The organism is Flavobacterium sp. GP15 (genome assembly GCF_014281985.1).
GTDB classification, from domain to species: Bacteria; Bacteroidota; Bacteroidia; order Flavobacteriales; family Flavobacteriaceae; genus Flavobacterium; species Flavobacterium pygoscelis.
Genome location: NZ_JACFTC010000002.1, coordinates 587,443 through 608,937 on the forward strand (window position 1 = coordinate 587,443; position 21,495 = coordinate 608,937).

At 30.8% G+C, this 21,495-nt stretch carries 21 protein-coding genes; all 21 read left to right on the top strand.

The annotated features are described in order from the left end of the window. The first annotated feature begins 1 nt into the window (after position 1). A complete protein-coding gene (locus H2650_RS06810; protein WP_188049981.1) occupies positions 2 to 436 on the top strand; it encodes an adenylyltransferase/cytidyltransferase family protein in 435 nt (144 codons plus the stop codon). A gap of 57 nt (positions 437 to 493) precedes the next feature. Next, positions 494 to 1,933 (top strand): lipopolysaccharide biosynthesis protein, encoded by a 1,440-nt coding sequence (locus tag H2650_RS06815; protein ID WP_188049982.1) that lies wholly within the window; start codon positions 494 to 496, stop codon positions 1,931 to 1,933. Continuing rightward, positions 1,930 to 3,012 carry a DegT/DnrJ/EryC1/StrS aminotransferase family protein gene (locus H2650_RS06820; protein ID WP_188049983.1) on the top strand — a complete coding sequence of 361 codons (1,083 nt, stop codon included), beginning with the start codon at positions 1,930 to 1,932 and terminating at the stop codon, positions 3,010 to 3,012. Before H2650_RS06815 ends, H2650_RS06820 begins: the two co-directional genes overlap by 4 nt. 3 nt (positions 3,013 to 3,015) lie before the next feature. Further along, complete coding sequence (locus H2650_RS06825) at positions 3,016 to 3,666, top strand: acetyltransferase (protein WP_188049984.1); 651 nt, start codon at positions 3,016 to 3,018, stop codon at positions 3,664 to 3,666. Further along, entirely contained in the window at positions 3,667 to 4,575 is a 909-nt protein-coding gene (locus H2650_RS06830; RefSeq protein WP_188049985.1) for a glycosyltransferase, read from the top strand. It abuts the gene before it with no gap. Positions 4,576 to 4,586: 11 nt separating this feature from the next. Next, entirely contained in the window at positions 4,587 to 5,840 is a 1,254-nt protein-coding gene (locus tag H2650_RS06835; protein ID WP_188049986.1) for a hypothetical protein, read from the top strand. Positions 5,841 to 5,850: 10 nt separating this feature from the next. Continuing rightward, the gene (locus H2650_RS06840; RefSeq protein WP_188049987.1) at positions 5,851 to 7,155 is read left to right on the top strand and encodes a hypothetical protein; all 1,305 of its coding nucleotides are present in this window, start codon (positions 5,851 to 5,853) and stop codon (positions 7,153 to 7,155) included. 3 nt (positions 7,156 to 7,158) lie between these two features. After that, a complete protein-coding gene (locus H2650_RS06845; protein ID WP_188049988.1) occupies positions 7,159 to 8,100 on the top strand; it encodes a glycosyltransferase family 2 protein in 942 nt (313 codons plus the stop codon). A gap of 273 nt (positions 8,101 to 8,373) precedes the next feature. After that, positions 8,374 to 9,546, top strand: a complete 1,173-nt coding sequence (locus H2650_RS06850; protein WP_188049989.1) for a hypothetical protein — start codon at positions 8,374 to 8,376, stop codon at positions 9,544 to 9,546. Further along, the gene (locus H2650_RS06855; protein ID WP_188049990.1) at positions 9,543 to 10,550 is read left to right on the top strand and encodes a glycosyltransferase; all 1,008 of its coding nucleotides are present in this window, start codon (positions 9,543 to 9,545) and stop codon (positions 10,548 to 10,550) included. The genes H2650_RS06850 and H2650_RS06855 overlap by 4 nt, the downstream gene beginning before the upstream one ends. Before the next feature lie 5 nt (positions 10,551 to 10,555). After that, positions 10,556 to 11,590 (top strand): polysaccharide biosynthesis protein, encoded by a 1,035-nt coding sequence (locus H2650_RS06860; RefSeq protein WP_188049991.1) that lies wholly within the window; start codon positions 10,556 to 10,558, stop codon positions 11,588 to 11,590. A 155-nt stretch (positions 11,591 to 11,745) separates the two neighbouring features. Beyond that, the gene (locus H2650_RS06865) at positions 11,746 to 12,168 is read left to right on the top strand and encodes a WxcM-like domain-containing protein (protein ID WP_188049992.1); all 423 of its coding nucleotides are present in this window, start codon (positions 11,746 to 11,748) and stop codon (positions 12,166 to 12,168) included. Positions 12,169 to 12,177: 9 nt separating this feature from the next. Next, a complete protein-coding gene (locus tag H2650_RS06870) occupies positions 12,178 to 13,296 on the top strand; it encodes an NAD-dependent epimerase/dehydratase family protein (RefSeq protein ID WP_188049994.1) in 1,119 nt (372 codons plus the stop codon). Between the two features lie 244 nt (positions 13,297 to 13,540). Further along, positions 13,541 to 13,918 carry a GxxExxY protein gene (locus H2650_RS06875; RefSeq protein WP_188049995.1) on the top strand — a complete coding sequence of 126 codons (378 nt, stop codon included), beginning with the start codon at positions 13,541 to 13,543 and terminating at the stop codon, positions 13,916 to 13,918. A gap of 102 nt (positions 13,919 to 14,020) precedes the next feature. Then, positions 14,021 to 15,163 (top strand): non-hydrolyzing UDP-N-acetylglucosamine 2-epimerase, encoded by a 1,143-nt coding sequence (wecB, locus tag H2650_RS06880; RefSeq protein ID WP_188049997.1) that lies wholly within the window; start codon positions 14,021 to 14,023, stop codon positions 15,161 to 15,163. Between the two features lie 6 nt (positions 15,164 to 15,169). Further along, complete coding sequence (locus tag H2650_RS06885; RefSeq protein ID WP_188049999.1) at positions 15,170 to 16,375, top strand: glycosyltransferase family 4 protein; 1,206 nt, start codon at positions 15,170 to 15,172, stop codon at positions 16,373 to 16,375. Beyond that, on the top strand, positions 16,368 to 16,967 hold the full coding sequence (locus H2650_RS06890; protein WP_188050001.1) for a sugar transferase: 600 nt from the start codon (positions 16,368 to 16,370) through the stop codon (positions 16,965 to 16,967). The genes H2650_RS06885 and H2650_RS06890 overlap by 8 nt, the downstream gene beginning before the upstream one ends. Then, the gene (locus tag H2650_RS06895; protein ID WP_188050003.1) at positions 16,960 to 17,586 is read left to right on the top strand and encodes an acetyltransferase; all 627 of its coding nucleotides are present in this window, start codon (positions 16,960 to 16,962) and stop codon (positions 17,584 to 17,586) included. The genes H2650_RS06890 and H2650_RS06895 overlap by 8 nt, the downstream gene beginning before the upstream one ends. Continuing rightward, positions 17,579 to 18,718, top strand: coding sequence for a DegT/DnrJ/EryC1/StrS aminotransferase family protein (locus tag H2650_RS06900; protein WP_188050004.1), 1,140 nt, complete (start codon positions 17,579 to 17,581; stop codon positions 18,716 to 18,718). Before H2650_RS06895 ends, H2650_RS06900 begins: the two co-directional genes overlap by 8 nt. 589 nt (positions 18,719 to 19,307) lie before the next feature. Continuing rightward, positions 19,308 to 20,339, top strand: a complete 1,032-nt coding sequence (locus H2650_RS06905) for a hypothetical protein (protein WP_188050006.1) — start codon at positions 19,308 to 19,310, stop codon at positions 20,337 to 20,339. A 61-nt stretch (positions 20,340 to 20,400) separates the two neighbouring features. Further along, the gene (gene rfbC / locus H2650_RS06910; protein WP_188050007.1) at positions 20,401 to 20,949 is read left to right on the top strand and encodes a dTDP-4-dehydrorhamnose 3,5-epimerase; all 549 of its coding nucleotides are present in this window, start codon (positions 20,401 to 20,403) and stop codon (positions 20,947 to 20,949) included. The last annotated feature ends 546 nt before the right edge of the window (positions 20,950 to 21,495 follow it).

A 21,495-nucleotide genomic window follows, 5' to 3' on the forward strand; every position in this document is an offset into this window, starting at 1 on the left:
TATGGAAAGAGATAATTTAAAAGTTGGAATTACGTTTAGTGCTTTTGACTTATTACATGCTGGACATATCAAAATGCTTGAAGAAGCTAAGCGACAATGTGATTATTTGATTGTAGGATTGCAAACTGATCCCACGATCGACAGACCAGAAAAAAATAAACCCACCCAAACCGTGGTGGAGCGTTACATTCAGTTAAAAGGCTGTCGTTTTGTAGATGAAATAGTTCCTTATACTACTGAACAAGACTTGGAAGATATATTACGTGCTTTTAAAATTGAGGTACGTATTGTTGGCGATGAGTATAAGGACACAAACTTTACGGGGAGATTCTATTGTGAGGAAAAAGGGATAGATTTGTATTTTAATCGAAGAGACCATCGGTTTTCGAGTAGTGGATTGAGAAGAGAAGTAGCAGAAAAAGAGAAATTAAAGTAAATTGTTTTTGATGTTTTAATTATATGTGTAAAAATCCTATTTTAGATTTTTTTTTTAATGGATATTAAGAAACAAGCACTTTCGGGTGCTTTTTGGACTTTTTTACAAACCTTTGGTACGCAATTTATAACTTTTGGAGTATCTATAATTTTGTCTCGTCTTTTGCTTCCGTCTGATTTTGGACTTATTGCTATGTTAGGAGTGTTCATCGCTTTAGGAGGAGCCTTTATCAATAGCGGACTCTCACAATCGTTAATTAGAACGCTAGAGGCAGATGAAGAGGATTATGCAACAGTTTTTTATTTTAATTTAGTAGTAAGTATCTTTACTTACTGTTTAATATACATGTGTGCGCCCTTTATTGCAAGTTTTTATAACCAAGAACAGTTACAACTTATTATTCGCGTTTACAGCGTTACATTTGTTATAAACGCATTCTCAACAATACAAATTACCAGGTTATCCAAAATGTTGGATTTTAAAACCCAAATGTTGGTTTCTATTCCTTCATTGATATTTAGTAGTATTGTTGGTGTAATTATGGCTTTTCACGGATACGGAGTTTGGAGCTTAGTTTGGAGTGCAATAGTACAATCATTGGCTTCGACTATTCAGTTTTGGTATCATTGTAAATGGAGACCACTTTGGTTGTTTAATATAGAAAAATTCAAATACCATTTTCATTTTGGAATGAAATTATTATTTTCAGGGATATTAGACATACTATTTACAAATGCCTACACTATTATTATAGGTAGATTTTTTGCCGCTTCTCAAGTAGGCTTTTACAATCGCGCTAATTCCCTCCAAATGTTACCCGCTTCAACACTAAGTGCAATAGTGGCAAATGTTTCATTCCCATTATTTGCTTCAATCCAAAATGATGAAGTTCGATTAAAAAGTGTTTATAAAAAAATTATGCAAATGGTGATATTTTTAGTGGCACCTACACTTATTTTTATGGCCGTTTTAGCAGAACCTTTATTTCGCTTTTTGTTTACTGAAAAATGGTTGCCTGCTGTACCTTATTTTCAAATTTTGTGCATAAATGGAATTCTTTATCCTATTCATTCTTATAATTTGCAAATATTAAATGTAAAAGGGCGTAGTGATTTATTTTTGAAATTAGAGATTATAAAAAAGATAATAGCTGTAATTGCTATTGGTATATCATTTCAATTTGGTATTTATGGCTTGCTATATGGTAGCGTTCTTTCTTCAATCTTAGCTTTTTTTATTAATACCCATTATAGTGGTAAGTTTTTAAGGTATTCTGCATGGGAACAAACAAAAGATTTACTACCAACTATAGGTTTAAGTATTTTCATAGGAGGTGTAGTATATATTTGTGATATATTCTGGGCAGTCAATTCTTTAAATGATTTTAGTAGAATTACATTTGGTAGTTTAATTGGTGCTCTGTTGTTTTTAAGTTTTTCATACCTATTTAAAATAAATTCTTTGACTGAATTAATTCATATAATTAAACGCAAATGATACCCGTAACAAAACCCTTTCTTCCTCCTCAGGAAGCGTACTCGAAATATTTAACTGGGATTTGGCAACGCAACTGGCTTACCAATATGGGGCCTTTGGCAAGTGAGTTGGAAATGAAATTAAAAAAGCATTTACAAGTTAATCACCTCTTATTTGTTACCAATGGCACGGTAGCGCTGCAAATGGCTATAAAAGCATTGGATTTAAAAGGGGAGATTATTACAACGCCTTTTTCATTTGTTGCTACCACTAGTAGTATTGTTTGGGAAGGATGTACACCTGTCTTTGTTGATATAGAAGTAAATTCTCTAAACATTGACTCATCTAAAATTGAGGCTGCAATTACTGAAAATACAGAAGCTATTCTCGCAACACATGTTTATGGGAATCCTTGCGATGTGATTGAAATTCAAAAAATTGCCAAAAAACATAATCTAAAAGTTATCTATGATGGAGCACATGCTTTTGGTGTGCAAATTAATGGCAAATCTATTTTTGAATATGGTGATATTTCTACCTGCAGTTTGCACGCTACAAAATTATACCATTCTATAGAAGGAGGATTAATTTTTACAAAAGATGTAGCGTTACTAAAAAAACTAGCTTATATTCGTAATTTTGGTTTTGATGGACCCGAAGCTTTCGCCGAATTGGGAATCAACGGAAAAAACTCTGAATTTCATGCTGCCATGGGTTTGGTTAATTTAGATTATCTTGATCAAATATCTCAAAAGCGAAAAGAGTTAACAGTGCGGTATGATGAGAATTTAGTAACCCTAAAAGCAAGACGGCCTATTTGGAAGATATATTCTGAAAACAATTATGCCTATTATCCAATTGTTTTTGAAAGTGAGGAATTAATGTTAAAATGCATGGAGTATTTAAAAAGTAATGAAATTTTTACGAGGCGGTATTTTTATCCTTCTTTAGCAAATACTTTGCCTTATTTGGAGCCGATGGATTTCGAAATTACGGATAAAGTAGCGAAATGTATTTTATGTTTACCGTTATATCCTGATTTGTCTTTGGAAGAAGTAGATTTAATATGTAGATTAATATTAAGAGTTCAAAATAATTAAAATATGTTAATAATTGGAGCAAAAGGTTTTGCTAAAGAAATTTTAGAGGTTTTACATCAATTAAAACAATTAGAAGGATTAGCTTTTTATGATGATGTTACTTTCGATAGTTCAAATTTACTTTTTAACGTATTGCCTGTATTAAAGACTGAAGAGCAAGTGAAAGAACATTTTAAAAAGTATGGAAATAGTTTTAGTATCGGAATAGGAAATCCGCATTTAAGATATAAATTATATCTTAAATTCAAAAATTTAGGGGGATTATTTTGTTCTACGATTAGTCCTACAGCGCAAATAGGTAAATACGATGTTGAGATAGGTGCTGGGTCAAATATTTTAAGTGCCGCTATTTTTTCAAATTCGGTAAAAATTGGGAAGGGATGTATTGTTTATTATAATGTTATAATTACCCATGACTGTATTGTAAATGATTTTGTTGAATTATCGCCTAATGTTACCCTTCTTGGTAATGTGGAGATAGGATCTTATACGCAAATAGGTGCAGGCGCTATTATTTTGCCTAAAGTTAAGATTGGAGAGAACGTTATTGTAGGAGCAGGTGCTGTTGTGACAAAAGATCTCCCTGATAATTGTGTTGCAGTTGGGGTTCCCGCGACAGTGATTAAAGAATTAGAACCACTTAATTTTCAATAAATGACAGAACCAACAGTTTCCGTTGTAATGATTACCTTTGGTCATGAAAACTATATCATAAAATCCATTGAAGGCGTCTTAATGCAAAAATGTGATTTTCAGGTTGAATTAATTATAGCTAACGACAATTCACCAGACGCTTCTGATGATGTAGTTAAAAGTTTTTTAGCTAATAAAGCGATTCCTGAAAATATTTTAATTAAGTACATTAAACATAAAGTTAACAAAGGAATGATGCCTAATTTTATTTGGGCATTGGAACAAGCAATAGGTAAATATATTGCCGTTTGCGAAGGCGACGATTATTGGACCGATCCAGTTAAATTGCAAAAACAAATTAATTTTTTAGAAGACAATCCAACTTATTCAATGAGTTGTCACAACGCTATAAATTTGTATGAAGGTAGTGGTAATACGTCAGAAATTTTTTATAAAGACAATACTTCTCAAGATCTGTCAATGGAAACAATTGTTAATAAATGGGTCATTCCTACAGCAAGTATGGTGTTCAAAAGAGAATATATAGTTCCTCTCCCTGAATGGATTGGTAAAATTTACAGCGGTGATTTTACGCTAGCACTGTTACTAAGACATGCTGGAAAAATATATTTCCTAAAAGATATAATGTCAGTTTATAGAATTAGTTTTTCAGGTAGTAGTGCAACTGCTACTATTGGAGCCAACACTGAGTTCGTATTCAATCAGCATATTAAACTTTTGGAATTTTTTAATGCTGAAACAAATAATTTATATGATGATTTAATTATATCTAGGATTAGTAATTTAAATAAAGAAATAAGATTTAATGAACTTAAGAGTGAAAATATGATTAAGGCATTAATAAATATGCCATTCATGTTTGCTATAAAGGCTGTTGACAAAGCTAGAAGAAAGTTGAATTTTAACTGATCAGAATTGAAATGATTTTAGAGTCCCTGCTTAGTTCAATAAAATATTTTTTTTTTATAATATTATTATATTTATTTATATATAATCCTCCTTTTAAAGTTGTATCCTCATCGGTAGTGGAAATAATGGTAGTTCCGGCAATGCTATATATTATTCTCTCTTGGCGATGGTATTCTTTAATTAAAATTTTTAAGGTAGAATTTTTTCTTTTTGGTTTAATAATTTTTTTTTCTTTTGTTAGAGAATTAGGTTTGAGTGAAAGTGTTTTTTTTAGAGCAAATGTTCTTCTACTTTTGGAAGCAATAATTATTCCATGCGCTTTGATTAATTTTTATTCAACAATTAAGTTAGGTAATAATTTATTTAAGGAAATTATTTTAGTAGGAGTGATCGCAGCATTTATAACTTTGGCAATGATCTTTTCACCGGAGTTAAATGCATCCATTAAAGCCAACTTTAAATCAACTGACTTTGATGATTCTGTAGCCTTTCGTTCTTTTGGTTTATCGGAAGGTTTAACTTTTTCTTACGGTGTTGTTCAGGGGTTAGTTTTTGCATTGGTATTTTATTATTCGAGAGTAAATTCTAAATACCTACTATTACTTCCTTTATTATTAATATCGATTTTTTTTAATGCACGTAGCGGCCTTATACCTGTTGTTTTTATTTTAGCATATTTTTCAATAGTTGAATTTAACTTTAAATTCATTGGTCTTTCATTTTTGGTTGGTCTGATATTGTATTTTTTTCTTTTTGTTACGGATATTTTTGCAGATTACAGAGAGACTATTGAATGGGCATTTGATTTTTTTGTTCAAATATCAGATTTTTTGTCAGGGGATGCAAATCAATCAGATACGAATACCTTTGCCACTTTATTTGGTGATATGGCGGTTTTTCCTCAAAATGCCTCTGAATGGATATTTGGAAGTGGTGAAAACATATTTTCGTCAAAAAGTGGGAATTCAGATATAGGGTATATTATTCAGCTAAATTACGGTGGAGTAATTTATATATTTTTATTTATTTTACTTGTAAGTTTTCTACTATGGAGAATTAGCTTTATTTGTAAAAAAAACAAATGGTTCATTTTATTAATATCTTTTACTATCATAATTGGAAATGTTAAAGGATTGTTCATCTCTGTAACTCCTAATTTTAGATTGGTAATGCTGATGTACTTATATCTTATTTATGAAGATAGAAAAAATATTAATTCCATTAACACTTTTTTCCCTTCGAGAAAAAAAAACGCCTTAATTTAAAGATGTAATTATGTGTACAAATCGTAAGGTATTGTTGATCAGTTTTGATTTCTTTCCCGATAATTCTCCAAATACCTATAGATGGATACACGTAGTTAGAGAGTGGGAAAGGCTTGGCATTGATGTATTTGTAGTCTCGGCAAAAAAGAATGGTGAAGGATTTGATAATTATCAAGAAATGAATAACTTGAAAATTTATCGAGTTGGAGGGTCTTTATTAGATAAATTCAGGAGCAATAAAAAAAAAACAAGTTTGAATTCAAAGTTTGATATAAATAGGGTTAAAAAAGTAGACCTCGCAAAGAAAAGTTTTTTAAAAAAAATATATGACTTTACTTGGAAAAAAGTTTATTTTCCAGATTTCGCATTTTTGTGGCAAGAGCCTGCTTTCAAAATGGCTAAAAAAATAATAGCACAAGAAGGAATTTATAATGTCATAAGTGTCTCGTGGCCATTTTCCGGTCATGTTGTTGCATCTCGTTTAAAAAATAAATACCATATAAACTGGATTGCAGACACAATTGATCCATTTTGTCTAAGCAAAGCTGTCAACAATAACTTACTTTACAATAAAATTAATTATAGATATGAAAAGCAAACACTAAAAAGTGCTGATATTATTTCTGTTCTTACAGAAAAATTAAAAAAAAAGTACATGTTTATGTTTCCAAATTTAAAAGGAAAAGTACTAGTCAATCATAATGTTTTTATTCCATATTCCACTTCTATTTCAAATGTTCAAGAAAACAATGATTCCAAGATTAAACTTGTCTTTGTAGGGACATTAACACCTATAACACGATCTCCTGAAAATTTGTTGAAGTTCTTTGTTTCACTTTTAAAAATCGAAAGTCTTAGCACTAAATTAGAACTTTATTTATATGGAGACCTAACGCAATGCATGAGGATAATAAAAGAATATGATTTTTTAATTGGTAAAGCAATATTCATAAAAGGATTCGTTCCCCGAGAAGCAATGCCCTCTATTTTACTTGATGCCGATATTTTAATTAACATAGGCAATAATAATGAATATCAGGAACCTTCAAAAATTTTAGAATATGTGTTTTTAGGTAAGCCGATTATAAATGTTTGCTCAATAGAAAATGATTCATCCAAAGAAATGTTGAGGGAATATCCTTTGAACATTAATATTAATCCACAAGAAATTGAAGATCAAAAAAAATGTATAGAAGTTTCTAATTTTATATGGAGCGAAAAATCAGTTGCGCCTTCAATATTGAAAAGTATTTTAGAAAAATATATGTTAAATGAGGTGCAGAGTCGATACTTTGATATGCTCAAATTCGATTAATAAATGCTACAAAATAAAACAACTATTAGTACTATTAAAACCCATGAATTTTTGGTAAGTATAGTAATACCTTTTTATCATAATAAAATTTGGTTATTTGAGGCTTTAGAAAGTGTATATAATCAATCTTGTAGTGATTTTGAGATAATTTTGATTAATGATGGATCAAAAGAAGATATTTCCATCCTTAAAAATAAATACCCATTAGTTCGATTGTACGAGATTGCTAATTCTGGTCCTGGTAAGGCACGTAATGTAGGTATTGAATTAGCAAGAGGCGAATTTATAGCTTTTTTGGACTCTGATGATTTATGGCTTCCAACCAAATTAGATTCACAAATCAAGTTTATGAGAGACAGCGGATTTGAGTGGTCTCATTCAAATTATGAGCGATTTTATGAGGATAACTTAAATTTACAAAAAGTTGATTGTAGTGATATGCAAGGAAATATAATACCTAAAATGTTTTTAAGCTGTTCCATCGCCACCCCCTGCATTGTTATAAAAAAAAATATTCTAGTGAATGATTCTTCTTTACGATTTTCAGAGGATAAAAGAATTGGGGAAGACTCTTATTTCTGGATTAAATTAGCGCAGAAATTCCCTTTGGGATTTCTTGAAATGAATCTTTGTAAAGTTAGAATGAGGGGGACAAATGCAGCCTTGCAAGTTTATTTACAATTAAAGTCACGCTCGGATAATTATGAGTTCATCAAAAATTATAAAGTCCCATACGGTAATAATCGTCATCTTATACTTGTCAAATCTGCATTTTATTTATGTAGAAAATCTTTTAACTGGGTTGAATTGTTAATTAAATATTTTAATTTAAAAGAGTATCAAAGAGAATTGATCTCTAAAGTCTTCTATATATTGCCATACATTTACATAAAAGCAGTTTTTTTGTTTGTGAAAAACGATAAAATGGAAAGATTTAATTATTGACAATAATAAATATTAATAAATGTTTACAGTAAATAGTAAAATAGTACTTTGTACTACAGCGTTTACAATTCGTTTTTTAAAATATAAAACTCCTGTTTTTAAAATTAATAATACAGATTATAAGCAAAAAAATATTGCAATATTGATTCTTATAATGTTGTTACTTTTATTTATATAAAACACAACATGTTATTGACAAATTCATTTTAAATGAATCAAATATAAGCATAACGATCTTTATAATATTAATAGCTATTAACATCAGAAACTGATATGCAGAACCAAAACAGTTATATTTATTATGTTGGATTTTATTCTAAGGCAGATAATCCGAATAAATTTCGAATTTTTCCTGCGACCAATACTAAAATGGATTACATAGTTTCTGCCGTAAAAGAGGCAGGATTTAAAATTTCGATTTTTGCATTGGGTGAAGCCCAAACTACAAAATGGTCGTTTTTTAAAAGAAAATTGATCAAAATTGATGAACATGAAAAAATAACTTATGTAAGCACTTTTGGAGCATTCGTATCTATTAATAAATTTTTATCGAGACTCTGGTTGCTACTACAATTATTTTTTTTTTTAAGTTTTGAGGTTAAAAAAAGTAGCACAGTTATATATTATCATTCTTTTGCAACATTAGGCGTGGTAAGGCTGTCTAAATTTTTTAATAATTACCGCCTCGTCTATGAAGTTGAGGAAATATTTCAGGCAGCGTGGCAAGGAACAGATAAGAAAATTAAAAATGAAATAAATTCCTTAAAAAATGCAGATGCATACATTTTTGTAAATGATTTGTTCGCATCTAAATGCGGATTTACCGAAAAACCATCTGTAGTCTGCTACGGTGATTATCGTATTATAAATACTAATAAACCTATATATAAATCTAATGAAGTAATCAATATTGTTTATGCGGGTGTCATTGGTACTAGCGATAGCGATGTCTACTTGGCTATTAATACTATGAATTTTTTACCTAATAATTATGTTTTACACTTATTGGGTTATGGCACTGCTGTTGATATTGTAGAAATGGAATTGACAATCAAAGGAATGAATGATTTTTTTGGTTTTGTTAAAATTCTTTTTCATGGACGATTATCTGGAAATGAATATACCAATTTTTTAAGAAATTGCCAAATTGGATTGTCAACTAGGGTATTACAAAACAAATATTCTGACTATACCTTTCCTTCAAAGGTCCTAGTATACCTTTGTAATAATTTAGTAACAGTCTCTAGCCCCATTTCTTGCATCACTCAATCGAAAATCGCTAGCAACATTTTTTTTTACGAACTTTCGACTCCTGAATCAGTTTGCAAAAAAATTTTAAGCCTAAAATCATCTGATTATGCTAAAACCAATAATGATTCTATTAGGAGATTAAATGATAATTTTATTAAAGATTTAAAAATTATTTTAAATGCGGATTCACGATGATTTTAATTGATGCAGTTTTTGTAAACAACGGTGGGGGTAAAGTTTTACTTGATTATTTAATTGAAAGTCTTGAACAAACCGAGATTAAAGTATTTTACCTTTTAGACAATAGAATTATTAATAAACATCCTCTCGTTAAAGAAAAGAATCAAATTTTATTTATTAAAGCTAATTTAATAGCAAGACATCAATTTTATAGATCTCATCGCGAAACCTTTTCAAAAATATTGTGCTTTGGAAACCTTCCGCCTTCGATGAGACTATCAGCGGAAGTTTTCACCTATTTTCATCAACCACTTTTTATTAATATTCCAATGGAAGTTTCATGGATGAATAAATTTAAAATAAAAAGTAAGATGTTTATTTTAAATAAATTTAAAAACAATACAAACAAATGGCTTGTTCAATCGAATAATGTAAAAATAGGATTGTGCAATAAATACAAATTAAAGGAAAAGTCAATCATTTTAATGCCTTTTTATCCACCAATGCCAAGAACTAATGATGTTATAAGAAAAAAAAATAAATTTGTTTACATTAGCAATTTAGCAATACATAAAAACCACCAGAGACTAATTAAAGCTTTTTGTTGTTTCTATGACCGGTTTAAATTGGGTGAGCTTGGGCTCACAATATGCGAATCTGCAACACTCGAAATTAATGCGTTGAATTCCTTACAGAAAAAGGGTTATCCAATTACAAATTACGGGTTTATTAAAAGAGAAAAGTTAGCAGATATTTTTGCCTCCTCAGAATATTTAATTTTCCCCTCGCTAGCAGAAAGTTTTGGATTGGGTATTGTAGAAGCAATTGAAAGTGGATGTAAAATTATAGGAGCAGATTTAGCATATACATATGAAATTTGTCAGCCTTCGTTAACATTTGATCCAATGTCGATAAATGATCTAGAATACGCATTTATTAGAGCTTCGACTGAAAACTTACCTCCAACAATTAAAATTATTAATAATAAAATAAAAAATTTAGTTAAACTACTAGATTAGTACTTATGAAAATAAAAAATAAAACACTCCTCATAACTGGTGGAACAGGCTCGTTTGGTAACGCAGTCTTAAATAGATTTTTAGAAACTGATCATTTCAGCGAAATACGTATATTTTCTCGCGACGAAAAGAAACAAGATGATATGAGAAATCAGCTTAAAAACGATAAGCTGAAATTTTACATAGGAGATGTAAGAGATTATAATAGTGTGGAACGCGCTATGCGTGGTGTTGATTACGTTTTTCACGCTGCAGCTTTAAAGCAGGTTCCATCTTGTGAATTTTTCCCTCTAGAAGCTACAAAAACTAATGTTATCGGCACTCAAAATGTGATTGACGCAGCTGGTATCAATAAAGTACAAAAAGTGATTTGTTTAAGTACCGACAAAGCAGCCTATCCAATCAATGCAATGGGTATTTCTAAAGCCCTTATGGAAAAAGTAGCAGTAGCAGCTTCAAGAAACTTATCTGATACAACTGTTTGTTTAACTAGATATGGTAACGTGATGGCCTCTAGAGGTTCAGTAATTCCATTATTTCTAAGTCAAATAAGAGCTGGGAAAACTCTAACGATTACTGATCCAAAAATGACTCGTTTTTTGATGTCATTAGATGAAGCGGTTGAATTAGTTCTTTTTGCTTTTGAGCATGGTAATCAAGGTGATTTATTTGTAAACAAGGCTCCAGCAGGAACAATAGGTGATTTAGCAGAGGCGTTAAAACAACTTTGTAACGCTACAAATGAAATTAAAGTAATAGGTACTCGTCATGGTGAAAAGCTTTATGAAACATTATGCACTCGTGAAGAAATGATGAAAGCCGAAGATATGGGTGATTTTTATCGAATACCAGCTGATAATAGGGATTTGAATTATGCTCAATATTTTTCAGAAGGCGAACAAGATGTTTCTTTAATTGAGGATTATCATTCGCACAATACAGAGCAATTAGGAGTTGAAGGAATGAAAAAATTACTTTCACACCTACCATTAATTCGTAAAGAAATTTTTGGAGAAGATGTTGCTCAAATGCCAGGGTAACGAAGTGTTCAGTATCTAGTTTACTTTAAAAAAAGAGTGTTTAACTATAAATAGCACTGCTGAAGAAATCCTTTGTATCCTTTTAAATCTGCGTGAAATAATTATTTTTTTAGAATAATTAGTAGAGAAATTAAGAATAATAATTATTGTCACTAATGGAAGAGAATCCAAATATAACAAAAGGAAATAGTCATAGCGATGCTAGAGGTATTCTAGTATTCAATAACGACTACAATGCTGCTGAAGTAAAGCGAATTTACTTTATTGAAAACGCTACTATTGATTTTGTAAGGGGATGGCAAGGACATCAAATTGAGCAGAGATGGTTTTCAGCGGTTCAGGGAAGTTTTAAAATTTGTACAAGAGCTATTGATAATTGGGAAAATCCTTCAAAGAAATTGTCATTTGAGTCATTTACGTTAAGTGCAGCTACTTTTGACGTACTTCATGTTCCAAAAGGATATATTACAAATATTCAATCCTTGGAAGAAAACTCAAGATTAATGGCTATGTCAGACTATAGTTTAGGAGTTGTTAGTGATGAATATCGATTTGATATCAACTACTTTAATAATTAAGAAAAAAAGATGTTAAAAATAGGAATTACGGGACAGGCTGGATTTGTTGGTACACATTTGTATAATACAATTGCATTGTTTCCAGGAGAGTTCGAGCGAATTGATTTTCAGAAAGAAAATTTTGAAAATGAACAGAAATTAAATGAATTTGTGTCACAATGTGATATTATAGTTCATTTAGCGGCAATGAATCGTCATAATGACCCACAAGTTATTTATGACACTAATTTAGGATTGGTTCAGAAATTAGTTAAATCGCTTAAAAAAACAAATAGTAAAGCTCATGTACTGTTTTCTTCTTCTACTCAAGAGGAAAGAGATAACCTTTATGGAAAATCTAAAAAAGAAGGAAGAGAGTTAATGATTGATTGGGCTGATAATTCAGAAGGTCAGTTTACCGGAATGATTATACCGAATGTTTTTGGACCTTTTGGTCATCCAAATTACAATTCTGTAGTAGCAACTTTCTGTCATAAATTAGCTCACAATGAAACGCCTGTGATCGATACAGATGGTGATTTAAAGTTGATTTATGTCGCAGAATTGGTTGATGCTATACTTTCTGAAATTAGAATTAAAAAAGGAAAACCTGAGGTGATCGTAAAACATACATCGGAATCTAAAGTTTCTCAACTATTAGCTCTTTTAGAAAACTATAAAAAGCAGTATCAAGATAATGGTATTATTCCAGCAATAGCCAACACATTCGAATTGAATTTGTTCAATACATTTCGTTGCTACATGGATATTGCCAATCATTTTCCAGTAAAATTTGTTGAGCATACTGATCCTAGAGGTTCTTTTGTTGAGATAATTCGTTTAGGAGTAGGTGGTCAAGTATCCTTTTCTACTACAGTTCCAGGAATCAAAAGAGGAAATCATTACCATACTCGTAAAATTGAAAGATTTGCAGTAATTAAAGGTAAAGCTTTAATTCAGTTGCGAAGAATTGGAACGGATGAAGTTTTAGATTTTTATTTGGATGGTGAAGAACCTGCTTATGTCGATATGCCTATTTGGTACACGCATAATATCAAAAATATAGGTGATGAAGTTTTATATACCAATTTTTGGATAAATGAGTTTTATGATCCAAATGATCCGGATACTTATTTTGAAAATGTTTAGATAAAGTTTCTCGCAGATACCGCAGAAACCGCAGATTTTCGCTGAATATCATAAAGTATGAGTATATATGCTTTGAGTAAATTTGTGAAATCATGAAAAAAATGATTATTTGAAGGAGAATTTACATTATATTAAAAAGAATAAGTTTTAAAAAAGAATCTGCGTAAATCTGTGAAATCAGCGAGATAAAAAATCAAATGAATTTATGTGTAATAGAATTTCTGAAATAGTAATTTAAAATTTTATGGAAGAAAATGATATTACCTATAAAATTAGAGGATGTATATTTTTAGTCTACAAAAATTTAGGTCCGGGTTTACTCGAGTCTGTTTACGAAGCTGCTTTACTTCACGAAATTAAAAAGCATAATTTTAAAGTTAAAAGTCAAGTTTTACTTCCAGTATTGTATGACGGTATCAATTTAGAAATTGGATTTAGACTAGATATATTGGTGGAGGAAAAAGTTATTATTGAAATTAAATCCGTAAAGGATTTATCAAAATTACATTTTAAACAACTCTTAACTTATCTGAAATTGTCAGGAAAGAAAGTCGGTATATTAGTTAATTTTAATTGTGAAAATATAACTGACAATATAAAAAGAATAGTAAATGATTTTTAATTAAATTAAAGTGAAAATCCTTTGAGACTTGAGTATTAGTGTAGGAAAAAAATAAAATAAAAAATCTGTGGAATTCTGCGAAATCTGCGTGAAAAAAAACAAATGAAAGCACAACTAAAAGTAATGACGGTAGTTGGAACCCGTCCTGAGATTATAAGATTATCAAGAGTTATGGCAGCTTTGGATGCTTCAGAAGCTATCGAGCACATTATTGTCCATACTGGACAGAACTATGACTACGAATTGAACCAAATCTTCTTTGATGATTTAGGTATTCGTAAACCTGATTTTTTCTTGAATGCAGCCGGAGCAACAGCAACTGAAACCGTTGGGCAGATATTAATCAAAATTGACCCTTTACTAGAAACGGAAAAACCAGATGCCTTTTTAGTTTTAGGAGATACTAATAGTTGTCTTTGTGCGATTCCAGCAAAGAAAAGACATATCCCAATTTTTCATATGGAAGCTGGAAACCGTTGTTTTGATCAACGTGTTCCTGAAGAAACGAATCGCAAAATTGTCGATCATGTTTCAGATATTAATTTGACATATAGTGATATTGCAAGAGAATATTTGTTGAGAGAAGGTTTACCAGCAGATAGAATTATTAAAACAGGTTCACCTATGTTTGAGGTTTTGAATCATTATTTACCCTCAATTGAATCTTCGGATGTTTTGGAAAGATTAGGGCTAGAAGAAGGTAAATTTTTTGTTGTTTCGGCGCATAGAGAAGAAAATATTAATAGTGAGAAAAACTTCCATGGGTTAATGGACAGTTTGAATTTAATTGCTGAAAAATACAATTATCCAATTATTGTTAGTACGCATCCGAGAACGCGTAATATGATTGATAAAAAAAACATCGAAATGCATAAACATGTTCAATTTTTAAAACCTTTAGGTTTTAATGATTACAATGCTTTACAAATGCATTCTTTTGCTGTTTTATCGGATTCGGGGACAATTTCAGAAGAATCGTCGACACTAAATTTCAGAGCCCTAAATATTAGAGATGCACATGAAAGACCAGAAGCGATGGAAGAAACTTCAGTTATGATGGTTGGTCTAAATCCAGAAAGAATCATGCAAGGACTAGTACAATTACAATATCAAAAAATAGGTAGCGAAAGAAATTTCAGACCCGTTGCAGATTATTCAATGCCAAACGTTTCTGAAAAAATGGTTCGTATCATTTTGAGCTATACGGATTATGTGAAACAAACTGTTTGGAGAGAATTGAATTAATTTTTTATGAAAGTACTTTTTTTGACAATGGTAAAAATTAATTCTTTTAAAGATAGAGGAATTTATACGGATCTTCTTCGTAAATTTTATGAAGAAGGTCATGAAGTCTTTGCTGTTTGCCCAATTGAAAGAAGAGAAAAAAAGAAAACTTCTATTAGAAAAGAAAAAGAAGGAACAATTTTAAATGTAAAAACATTTAATCTTCAAAAAACTAATATTGTTGAAAAGGGTTTGGGGACATTAGCAATAGAATATCAGTTTCTTAGCGCCATAAAAAAACATTTTTTTAAAGAAAAGTTTGATTTAGTTATCTATTCAACTCCACCAATTACGTTTTCTAAAGTTATTAATTTTATAAAAAAAAGAGACGATGCCTATTCTTATCTATTGCTGAAGGATATTTTTCCTCAAAACGCTGTAGATATGAAAATGTTGAAAGAAAATGGAATACTTCATAAAATGTTTCTAGATAAAGAGCAAACATTATATGCAATTTCGGACACTATTGGCTGTATGTCTGATGCAAATAAAAATTATATATTAAAACATAATCCATCAATTAATAGTAGTAAAGTTGAAATAAATCCGAATTCGGTTCAGCCAAGAGATTTTAATCAAAATGAAGTAGAAAAGAAAACTGTAAGGTTGAAATACAATCTTCCAAATGATAAAAAAATCTTTGTTTATGGAGGAAATTTAGGAAAGCCCCAAGGAATTGATTTTTTATTAGAAACTATTTTATCAGCTACAGACAAAAATGCATTTTTCTTGATAGTAGGTTCGGGTACTGAATACGATCGAATTGAAAAATGGTTTACAGAGATTAAGCCAGGTAATGCATTATTATTAGCTGGCTTGCCAAAACGAGATTATGATTTATTATTAAATGCTTGTGATGTTGGACTGATTTTTTTGCATAAAGATTTTACGATTCCAAATTTTCCTTCACGATTGCTTTCTTATTTAGAGATGAAGATGCCAATAATTGCAGCTACAGATGAGATTACCGATATAGGATGGGTTATTGAAGAAAACAAATGTGGTTATAAGGTTATTTCTGGAGATGTTAAAAGTATGCAAAATGTTATTGGCGATATACTTTCTGATGAAACCAATTTCAATCAAATGAAAGATAATGCATGGAATTTATTGCAAAAAGAGTATAGAGTAGAACGATCATACAATTTAATAAAAGAAAAAGTAAATGTATAAAAGTATCTTTAAAAGATTTTTAGATTTTTTTGCGTCTTTTTTCGGTTTAATATTTTTAAGTCCGCTATTTCTGATTATTACTATCGCATTATTTTTTGCAAATGATGGAAAACCTTTTTTCTTTCAATCAAGACCAGGGAAAAATGGAAAAATTTTCAAAATTATTAAATTCAAAACGATGAATGATAAGAAAGATGGAAATGGTAAGCCTCTTCCTGATGAGCAGCGATTAACCAAGATTGGCTCTTTTGTTCGTAAAACTTCGTTGGATGAGTTACCTCAACTCTTAAATGTGATTAAGAGTGATATGAGTTTGATAGGACCCAGACCACTTTTATCTCAGTATTTAACCTTATATTCTGATTTTCAAAACAGACGACATGAAGTAAAGCCTGGTATTACGGGTTGGGCACAAGTAAATGGACGTAATGCAATTAGCTGGAATAAAAAATTTGAATTGGATGTTTGGTATGTTGATAACATTTCTTTTATGTTAGATATGAAAATTTTACTCAAGACAATTCAAAAAGTAATGAAAAGAGAAGGTATTAATGCTGCAGATGCGGCGACAGTAGAGCCTTTTAATGGATAATAAAATATATTTATACGGAGCGAGTGGACATTGTAAAGTAGTTATAGATATTTTAAAATCTAATAACGAAATAATTGAAGCTATTTTGGATGATAATTTAAAAGCAGAGAGGCTGTTTGGAATTCCAATTGTTCCAAGTGGTGATTGTAAAGATTTAAAAAATAAAATTTTTTTAATTACGATAGGAGACAATAGTATAAGAAAGAAAATTTCTAAAACAATTAAGAGTACTTTTCATATTGCGATACATAAAAAGGCAATTGTTTCTTCTTTTTCAAAAGTTGGAGAAGGGACAGTAGTAATGGCTGGAGCAATTATAAATGCAGGTAGTTTTATAGGTGAACATTGTGTTATTAATACGGGAGCAATAATTGAACACGACTGCTTAATAAATAATTATGTACATGTTTCACCTAATGCTTCCTTAGCAGGTGGTGTAGTAGTAGATGAAGGAAGTCATATTGGTATTGGTGCTTGTGTAATTCAAGGTGTTAAAATTGGTAAATGGGCTATAATTGGAGCGGGGGCTGTTATAATTAAAGATGTTCCTGATTTTGCTGTTGTTGTAGGTAATCCAGGTAAATTAATAAAAATTAAAGAAAACAATTCAAATGAATAATTCTAAAATATGGCTTTCCTCACCACACATGGGTGGAAACGAACAGAAATTTGTAAACGAAGCTTTTGATACGAATTGGGTAGCCCCTTTAGGTCCTAATGTGAATGGCCTCGAAATGGATCTCGAAAACTACTTAGGAAGTGAATCTCATGTTGGGGCTTTAAGTTCTGGTACTGCAGCGATTCATTTAGGACTTATATTATTAGGAGTACAAGCAGGGGATGAAGTGATTTGTCAGAGCATGACCTTCTCTGCTTCGGCTAATCCTATTTTATATTTGGGAGCTACTCCTGTTTTTATTGACAGTGAGGAGGAGACTTGGAATATTTGTCCTGTAGCTTTAGAAGAAGCAATAATAGATCGTATCACTAAGGGTAAGAAACCAAAAGCTATTATAGCAGTGCATTTATATGGAGTACCTTATCAAATTGAGGCTGTAAAAGCGATTTCTGATAAATATGGCATTCCAGTTCTGGAAGATAGCGCCGAGGCTTTGGGGAGTTCTTACAAAGGGCAAAAGTGTGGAACATTTGGAGATATAGGTGTTTTGTCGTTTAACGGAAATAAAATTATCACTACTTCGGGAGGTGGAGCCATAGTAACGCCTTCGAAAGAATTGAAAGAAAAAGCTGTGTTTTATGCCACCCAGTCTAGAGACGATGCACCACATTACCAACATTCTGAAATAGGATACAATTACCGAATGAGTAACATTTGTGCCGGAATTGGTCGTGGCCAAATGGAGGTTTTAGATGCTCATGTGCAATTGCGTAGGAATATGCATGACTTTTATGAGGATTTATTCCAAGATATTTATGCCGTTACCGTGTTTAGCGTTCCCAACGATGATTATTTTGCAAATTATTGGTTAACAGCAATTGTTGTCGAACCCAATGCGGCTGTAGGAATCGATCGTGAAACTCTGAGACTGGCTTTTGAGCAAGCCAATATTGAGTCTCGCCCTTTGTGGAAACCGATGCACCTTCAACCTATTTTTAAAATTTACCCTTATTATGGTGCTAACGTAGCGGAAAACTTGTTTAAAAAAGGCTTATGTCTTCCATCTGGATCTAATTTGACAGACTCTGAAAGACAGAGGATAAAGGAAGTTATAATAAATTTTTTTAAATAATTTTCTATATTGCCTAAAAATGTTTTTTGTAGATTCATTTTACCAAGAAAGATTAAGTTGTATTAAAAATTTAGACTCGATAAGTATTTTAATTTGTATATAATCGCTTCAATTACGTTTGATATCTATATCTTTATCGATGTCTCTGCATATCATTTTAAATATTATTTCAAGATGATAAGAACACTAGGCATCTATTAGCGTTGATAAATATTTTTCAATATTTATCTCATGGTTTTTCGGGAAATCAAACGTATTTTAATTAGTTGAAATTAAAAAACAAGCAATGGGATCACTATTTTTTCTAATAATTGGATTCTATTCATCACTAATTATATTGCTGGCTTTCTGTTTTCTATTAGTATAACCTTTTTATATTATGTCAGTTTTTACTTTGATCAAAAAGCCTTAATTTTAAGTTCATTAACTCAGTTTGTTAATAGTTTCGGTTCGATGTTGATTATACTTTTCATAGACCCTCGAATAATGGGAGCAATAGATGACGGCAGAGGAAAAAGGAAATTCATATTTTAACTAGCAGTCGCATTTTAGTACACATTACTTTAGTATTTATTGTTGTTTTTATAAAATGATCGAAATTTTAGGCGCAGCGTTACTCGTTTTTTTGATATATTACATTGCTTGTTCCGCCACATTAAGTAGTAGAAATCAAAGCATATGGATAATTTTTTTTGTGATTGCCAGTGTTGTATTAAGAATGCTTGTTCCTAACAATCTCAATAATGACTATTATTACTATTATAAATTTGATATTTTTCATAAACCCAGCAGCCTTCTTTCGTATCTCATCAATGAACCGTATTTGTATTCGGTTTATGCTTTTTGCTCCCTTTTTATAGAAGAAAAAAAAGATATTTTCCAGGCGATGTATTGGTTCAACTTTTTGATAGATACGGCATTTTTTATTTGGTTAATTCTTAGAAAGGATGTCGAAATGTGGAAAAAGATGCTTTTATTCACACTGCATTATTTTGTTTTTGGATACGTATTACTTAGAAACGGCCCGGCTTACATTTTATTTGCAATGTATTTTTATTATACTTTTAGAAATAAAAAATTTACTTTAGTATGGTTAACACCATTGCTACACATTAGTTCTTGTTTAATGTTGGTTACTTATTTCCATCAATGGCGGCATTATTTTAAAGCATTACTTGCCGCTCCCATTATAGTTTTTCTTTCTTTTTTAGTATTTAAACCTTACTTAGTATCAATTTATGAATTCGATATTATTTTATCTAAAATAACTATTTATTCAGAAGGAATTCCTTTTAATAGTATTATGCATGTATCGTTTTTTGTGTTTATAATTGTTTTGACTAGTTTAAGTTTTTTACTCTATAAAGGGAAGATGTTGGATCCTATTTTGGTCACCACGATATTTTTTTATATTTGTACTTTTTTTATAAGTCCTATTGTTGCGCATCGATTTTCACCGTATTTTCTTTTTGCCTTACTCTTTTTCCCGTTTGAGGAAATTGATAACAGTAAAACGATACTTGTCTTAAACCGTTACAGTATTTTATTGCTTCCTATATTTATTTACACCCTTTTCAATACGCATAAAACAAAACTTTACGTGGAGCTTTTTATGAAATAAACAGAATTAGATTTTAAAATCCTATTAGCAATTAGGATTTTAACTTATAAAAAAAATATAAATGAGAATAGAACAAACACTGATCCAAGATCTTGTAATAATGAATCCAGCTGTTTTTAATGACGAACGCGGATATTTTTTTGAAGCGTACAGTCAAGCCAAATTTCAAGAGAATGGGATTATGTATAACTTCATCCAAGACAATCAATCTTTTTCAACGAAAGGAGTGATTCGAGGGTTGCATTTGCAAATAAATCCTTTTGCACAAGCTAAACTAGTCAGAGTGTTACAAGGAGAAATTCTTGATGTGACAGTAGATTTACGTAAAAATTCACAAACTTACGGGCAACATTTTAGCGTAGTTTTGAGTGCGGAGAATAAAAAACAATTAATGGTACCACATGGTTTCGCCCACGGTTTTTCCGTTTTGAGCGAAACGGCTTCTGTAATGTATAAAGTTGACCAACTGTATCATAAAGACAGCGAAAGAGGAATTCGCTTTGATGATACAACTTTAGCTATCGATTGGAAAGTGAATCCTGAAGAAGTAATTGTTTCGGAAAAAGATTTAATATTACCTGCTTTTAAGGATATTGATTGGGAGTTCTAATTGTGTTTTAGACAATTCTAAGTAACCGAGCATTCCTTAATTACAAGATATACAAATTTTAAAAACCCTGATGCGTAATTACGCATCAGGGTTTTTTGTTTTATTTCATCTTGCAAAGATTGCAAATTCAATAAAGAGTACTTCCAAAATTAAAATGTTATTCCTGCAACATAACTAAACTCGTCCTAGCTTCCTTCTTTAATTCCCCTCCATTGGAGGGGTGCCCGCCGTGGCGGGTGGGGTGGTTGATAATATTTTATAAACACCTTAAAGCCCTTCATCCACATCCAGATTTTTTTTAAATAAAAGGAAACTAAAAACCTTTCAAGAAAGTTTTTTATTACTCATCCGTATTAACTATAAAATAACGACCACCACAATCATCTTCCTGCCTCTCCAGCTATCATTAAGATGCCAAGTTCTCATATAATCATAAAATCTTCCTCTCATAAAAAGACCTACGATCCATATAATGACTAGGCCTAATATCTCATACCATTCCATCTCTCAAAGATAGAATGGTTATTTTTTTTTCCTTTTACTTAG

Excerpts from the sequence above, each read along its gene's own strand:
- H2650_RS06810 (WP_188049981.1), top strand. The coding sequence starts at position 2 with ATGGAAAGAGATAATTTAAAAGTTGGAATTACGTTTAGTGCTTTTGAC.
- H2650_RS06815 (WP_188049982.1), top strand. The coding sequence starts at position 494 with ATGGATATTAAGAAACAAGCACTTTCGGGTGCTTTTTGGACTTTTTTA.
- H2650_RS06820 (WP_188049983.1), top strand. The coding sequence starts at position 1,930 with ATGATACCCGTAACAAAACCCTTTCTTCCTCCTCAGGAAGCGTACTCG.
- H2650_RS06825 (WP_188049984.1), top strand. The coding sequence starts at position 3,016 with ATGTTAATAATTGGAGCAAAAGGTTTTGCTAAAGAAATTTTAGAGGTT.
- H2650_RS06830 (WP_188049985.1), top strand. The coding sequence starts at position 3,667 with ATGACAGAACCAACAGTTTCCGTTGTAATGATTACCTTTGGTCATGAA.
- H2650_RS06835 (WP_188049986.1), top strand. The coding sequence starts at position 4,587 with ATGATTTTAGAGTCCCTGCTTAGTTCAATAAAATATTTTTTTTTTATA.
- H2650_RS06840 (WP_188049987.1), top strand. The coding sequence starts at position 5,851 with ATGTGTACAAATCGTAAGGTATTGTTGATCAGTTTTGATTTCTTTCCC.
- H2650_RS06845 (WP_188049988.1), top strand. The coding sequence starts at position 7,159 with ATGCTACAAAATAAAACAACTATTAGTACTATTAAAACCCATGAATTT.
- H2650_RS06850 (WP_188049989.1), top strand. The coding sequence starts at position 8,374 with ATGCAGAACCAAAACAGTTATATTTATTATGTTGGATTTTATTCTAAG.
- H2650_RS06855 (WP_188049990.1), top strand. The coding sequence starts at position 9,543 with ATGATTTTAATTGATGCAGTTTTTGTAAACAACGGTGGGGGTAAAGTT.
- H2650_RS06860 (WP_188049991.1), top strand. The coding sequence starts at position 10,556 with ATGAAAATAAAAAATAAAACACTCCTCATAACTGGTGGAACAGGCTCG.
- H2650_RS06865 (WP_188049992.1), top strand. The coding sequence starts at position 11,746 with ATGGAAGAGAATCCAAATATAACAAAAGGAAATAGTCATAGCGATGCT.
- H2650_RS06870 (WP_188049994.1), top strand. The coding sequence starts at position 12,178 with ATGTTAAAAATAGGAATTACGGGACAGGCTGGATTTGTTGGTACACAT.
- H2650_RS06875 (WP_188049995.1), top strand. The coding sequence starts at position 13,541 with ATGGAAGAAAATGATATTACCTATAAAATTAGAGGATGTATATTTTTA.
- wecB (WP_188049997.1), top strand. The coding sequence starts at position 14,021 with ATGAAAGCACAACTAAAAGTAATGACGGTAGTTGGAACCCGTCCTGAG.
- H2650_RS06885 (WP_188049999.1), top strand. The coding sequence starts at position 15,170 with ATGAAAGTACTTTTTTTGACAATGGTAAAAATTAATTCTTTTAAAGAT.
- H2650_RS06890 (WP_188050001.1), top strand. The coding sequence starts at position 16,368 with ATGTATAAAAGTATCTTTAAAAGATTTTTAGATTTTTTTGCGTCTTTT.
- H2650_RS06895 (WP_188050003.1), top strand. The coding sequence starts at position 16,960 with ATGGATAATAAAATATATTTATACGGAGCGAGTGGACATTGTAAAGTA.
- H2650_RS06900 (WP_188050004.1), top strand. The coding sequence starts at position 17,579 with ATGAATAATTCTAAAATATGGCTTTCCTCACCACACATGGGTGGAAAC.
- H2650_RS06905 (WP_188050006.1), top strand. The coding sequence starts at position 19,308 with ATGATCGAAATTTTAGGCGCAGCGTTACTCGTTTTTTTGATATATTAC.
- rfbC (WP_188050007.1), top strand. The coding sequence starts at position 20,401 with ATGAGAATAGAACAAACACTGATCCAAGATCTTGTAATAATGAATCCA.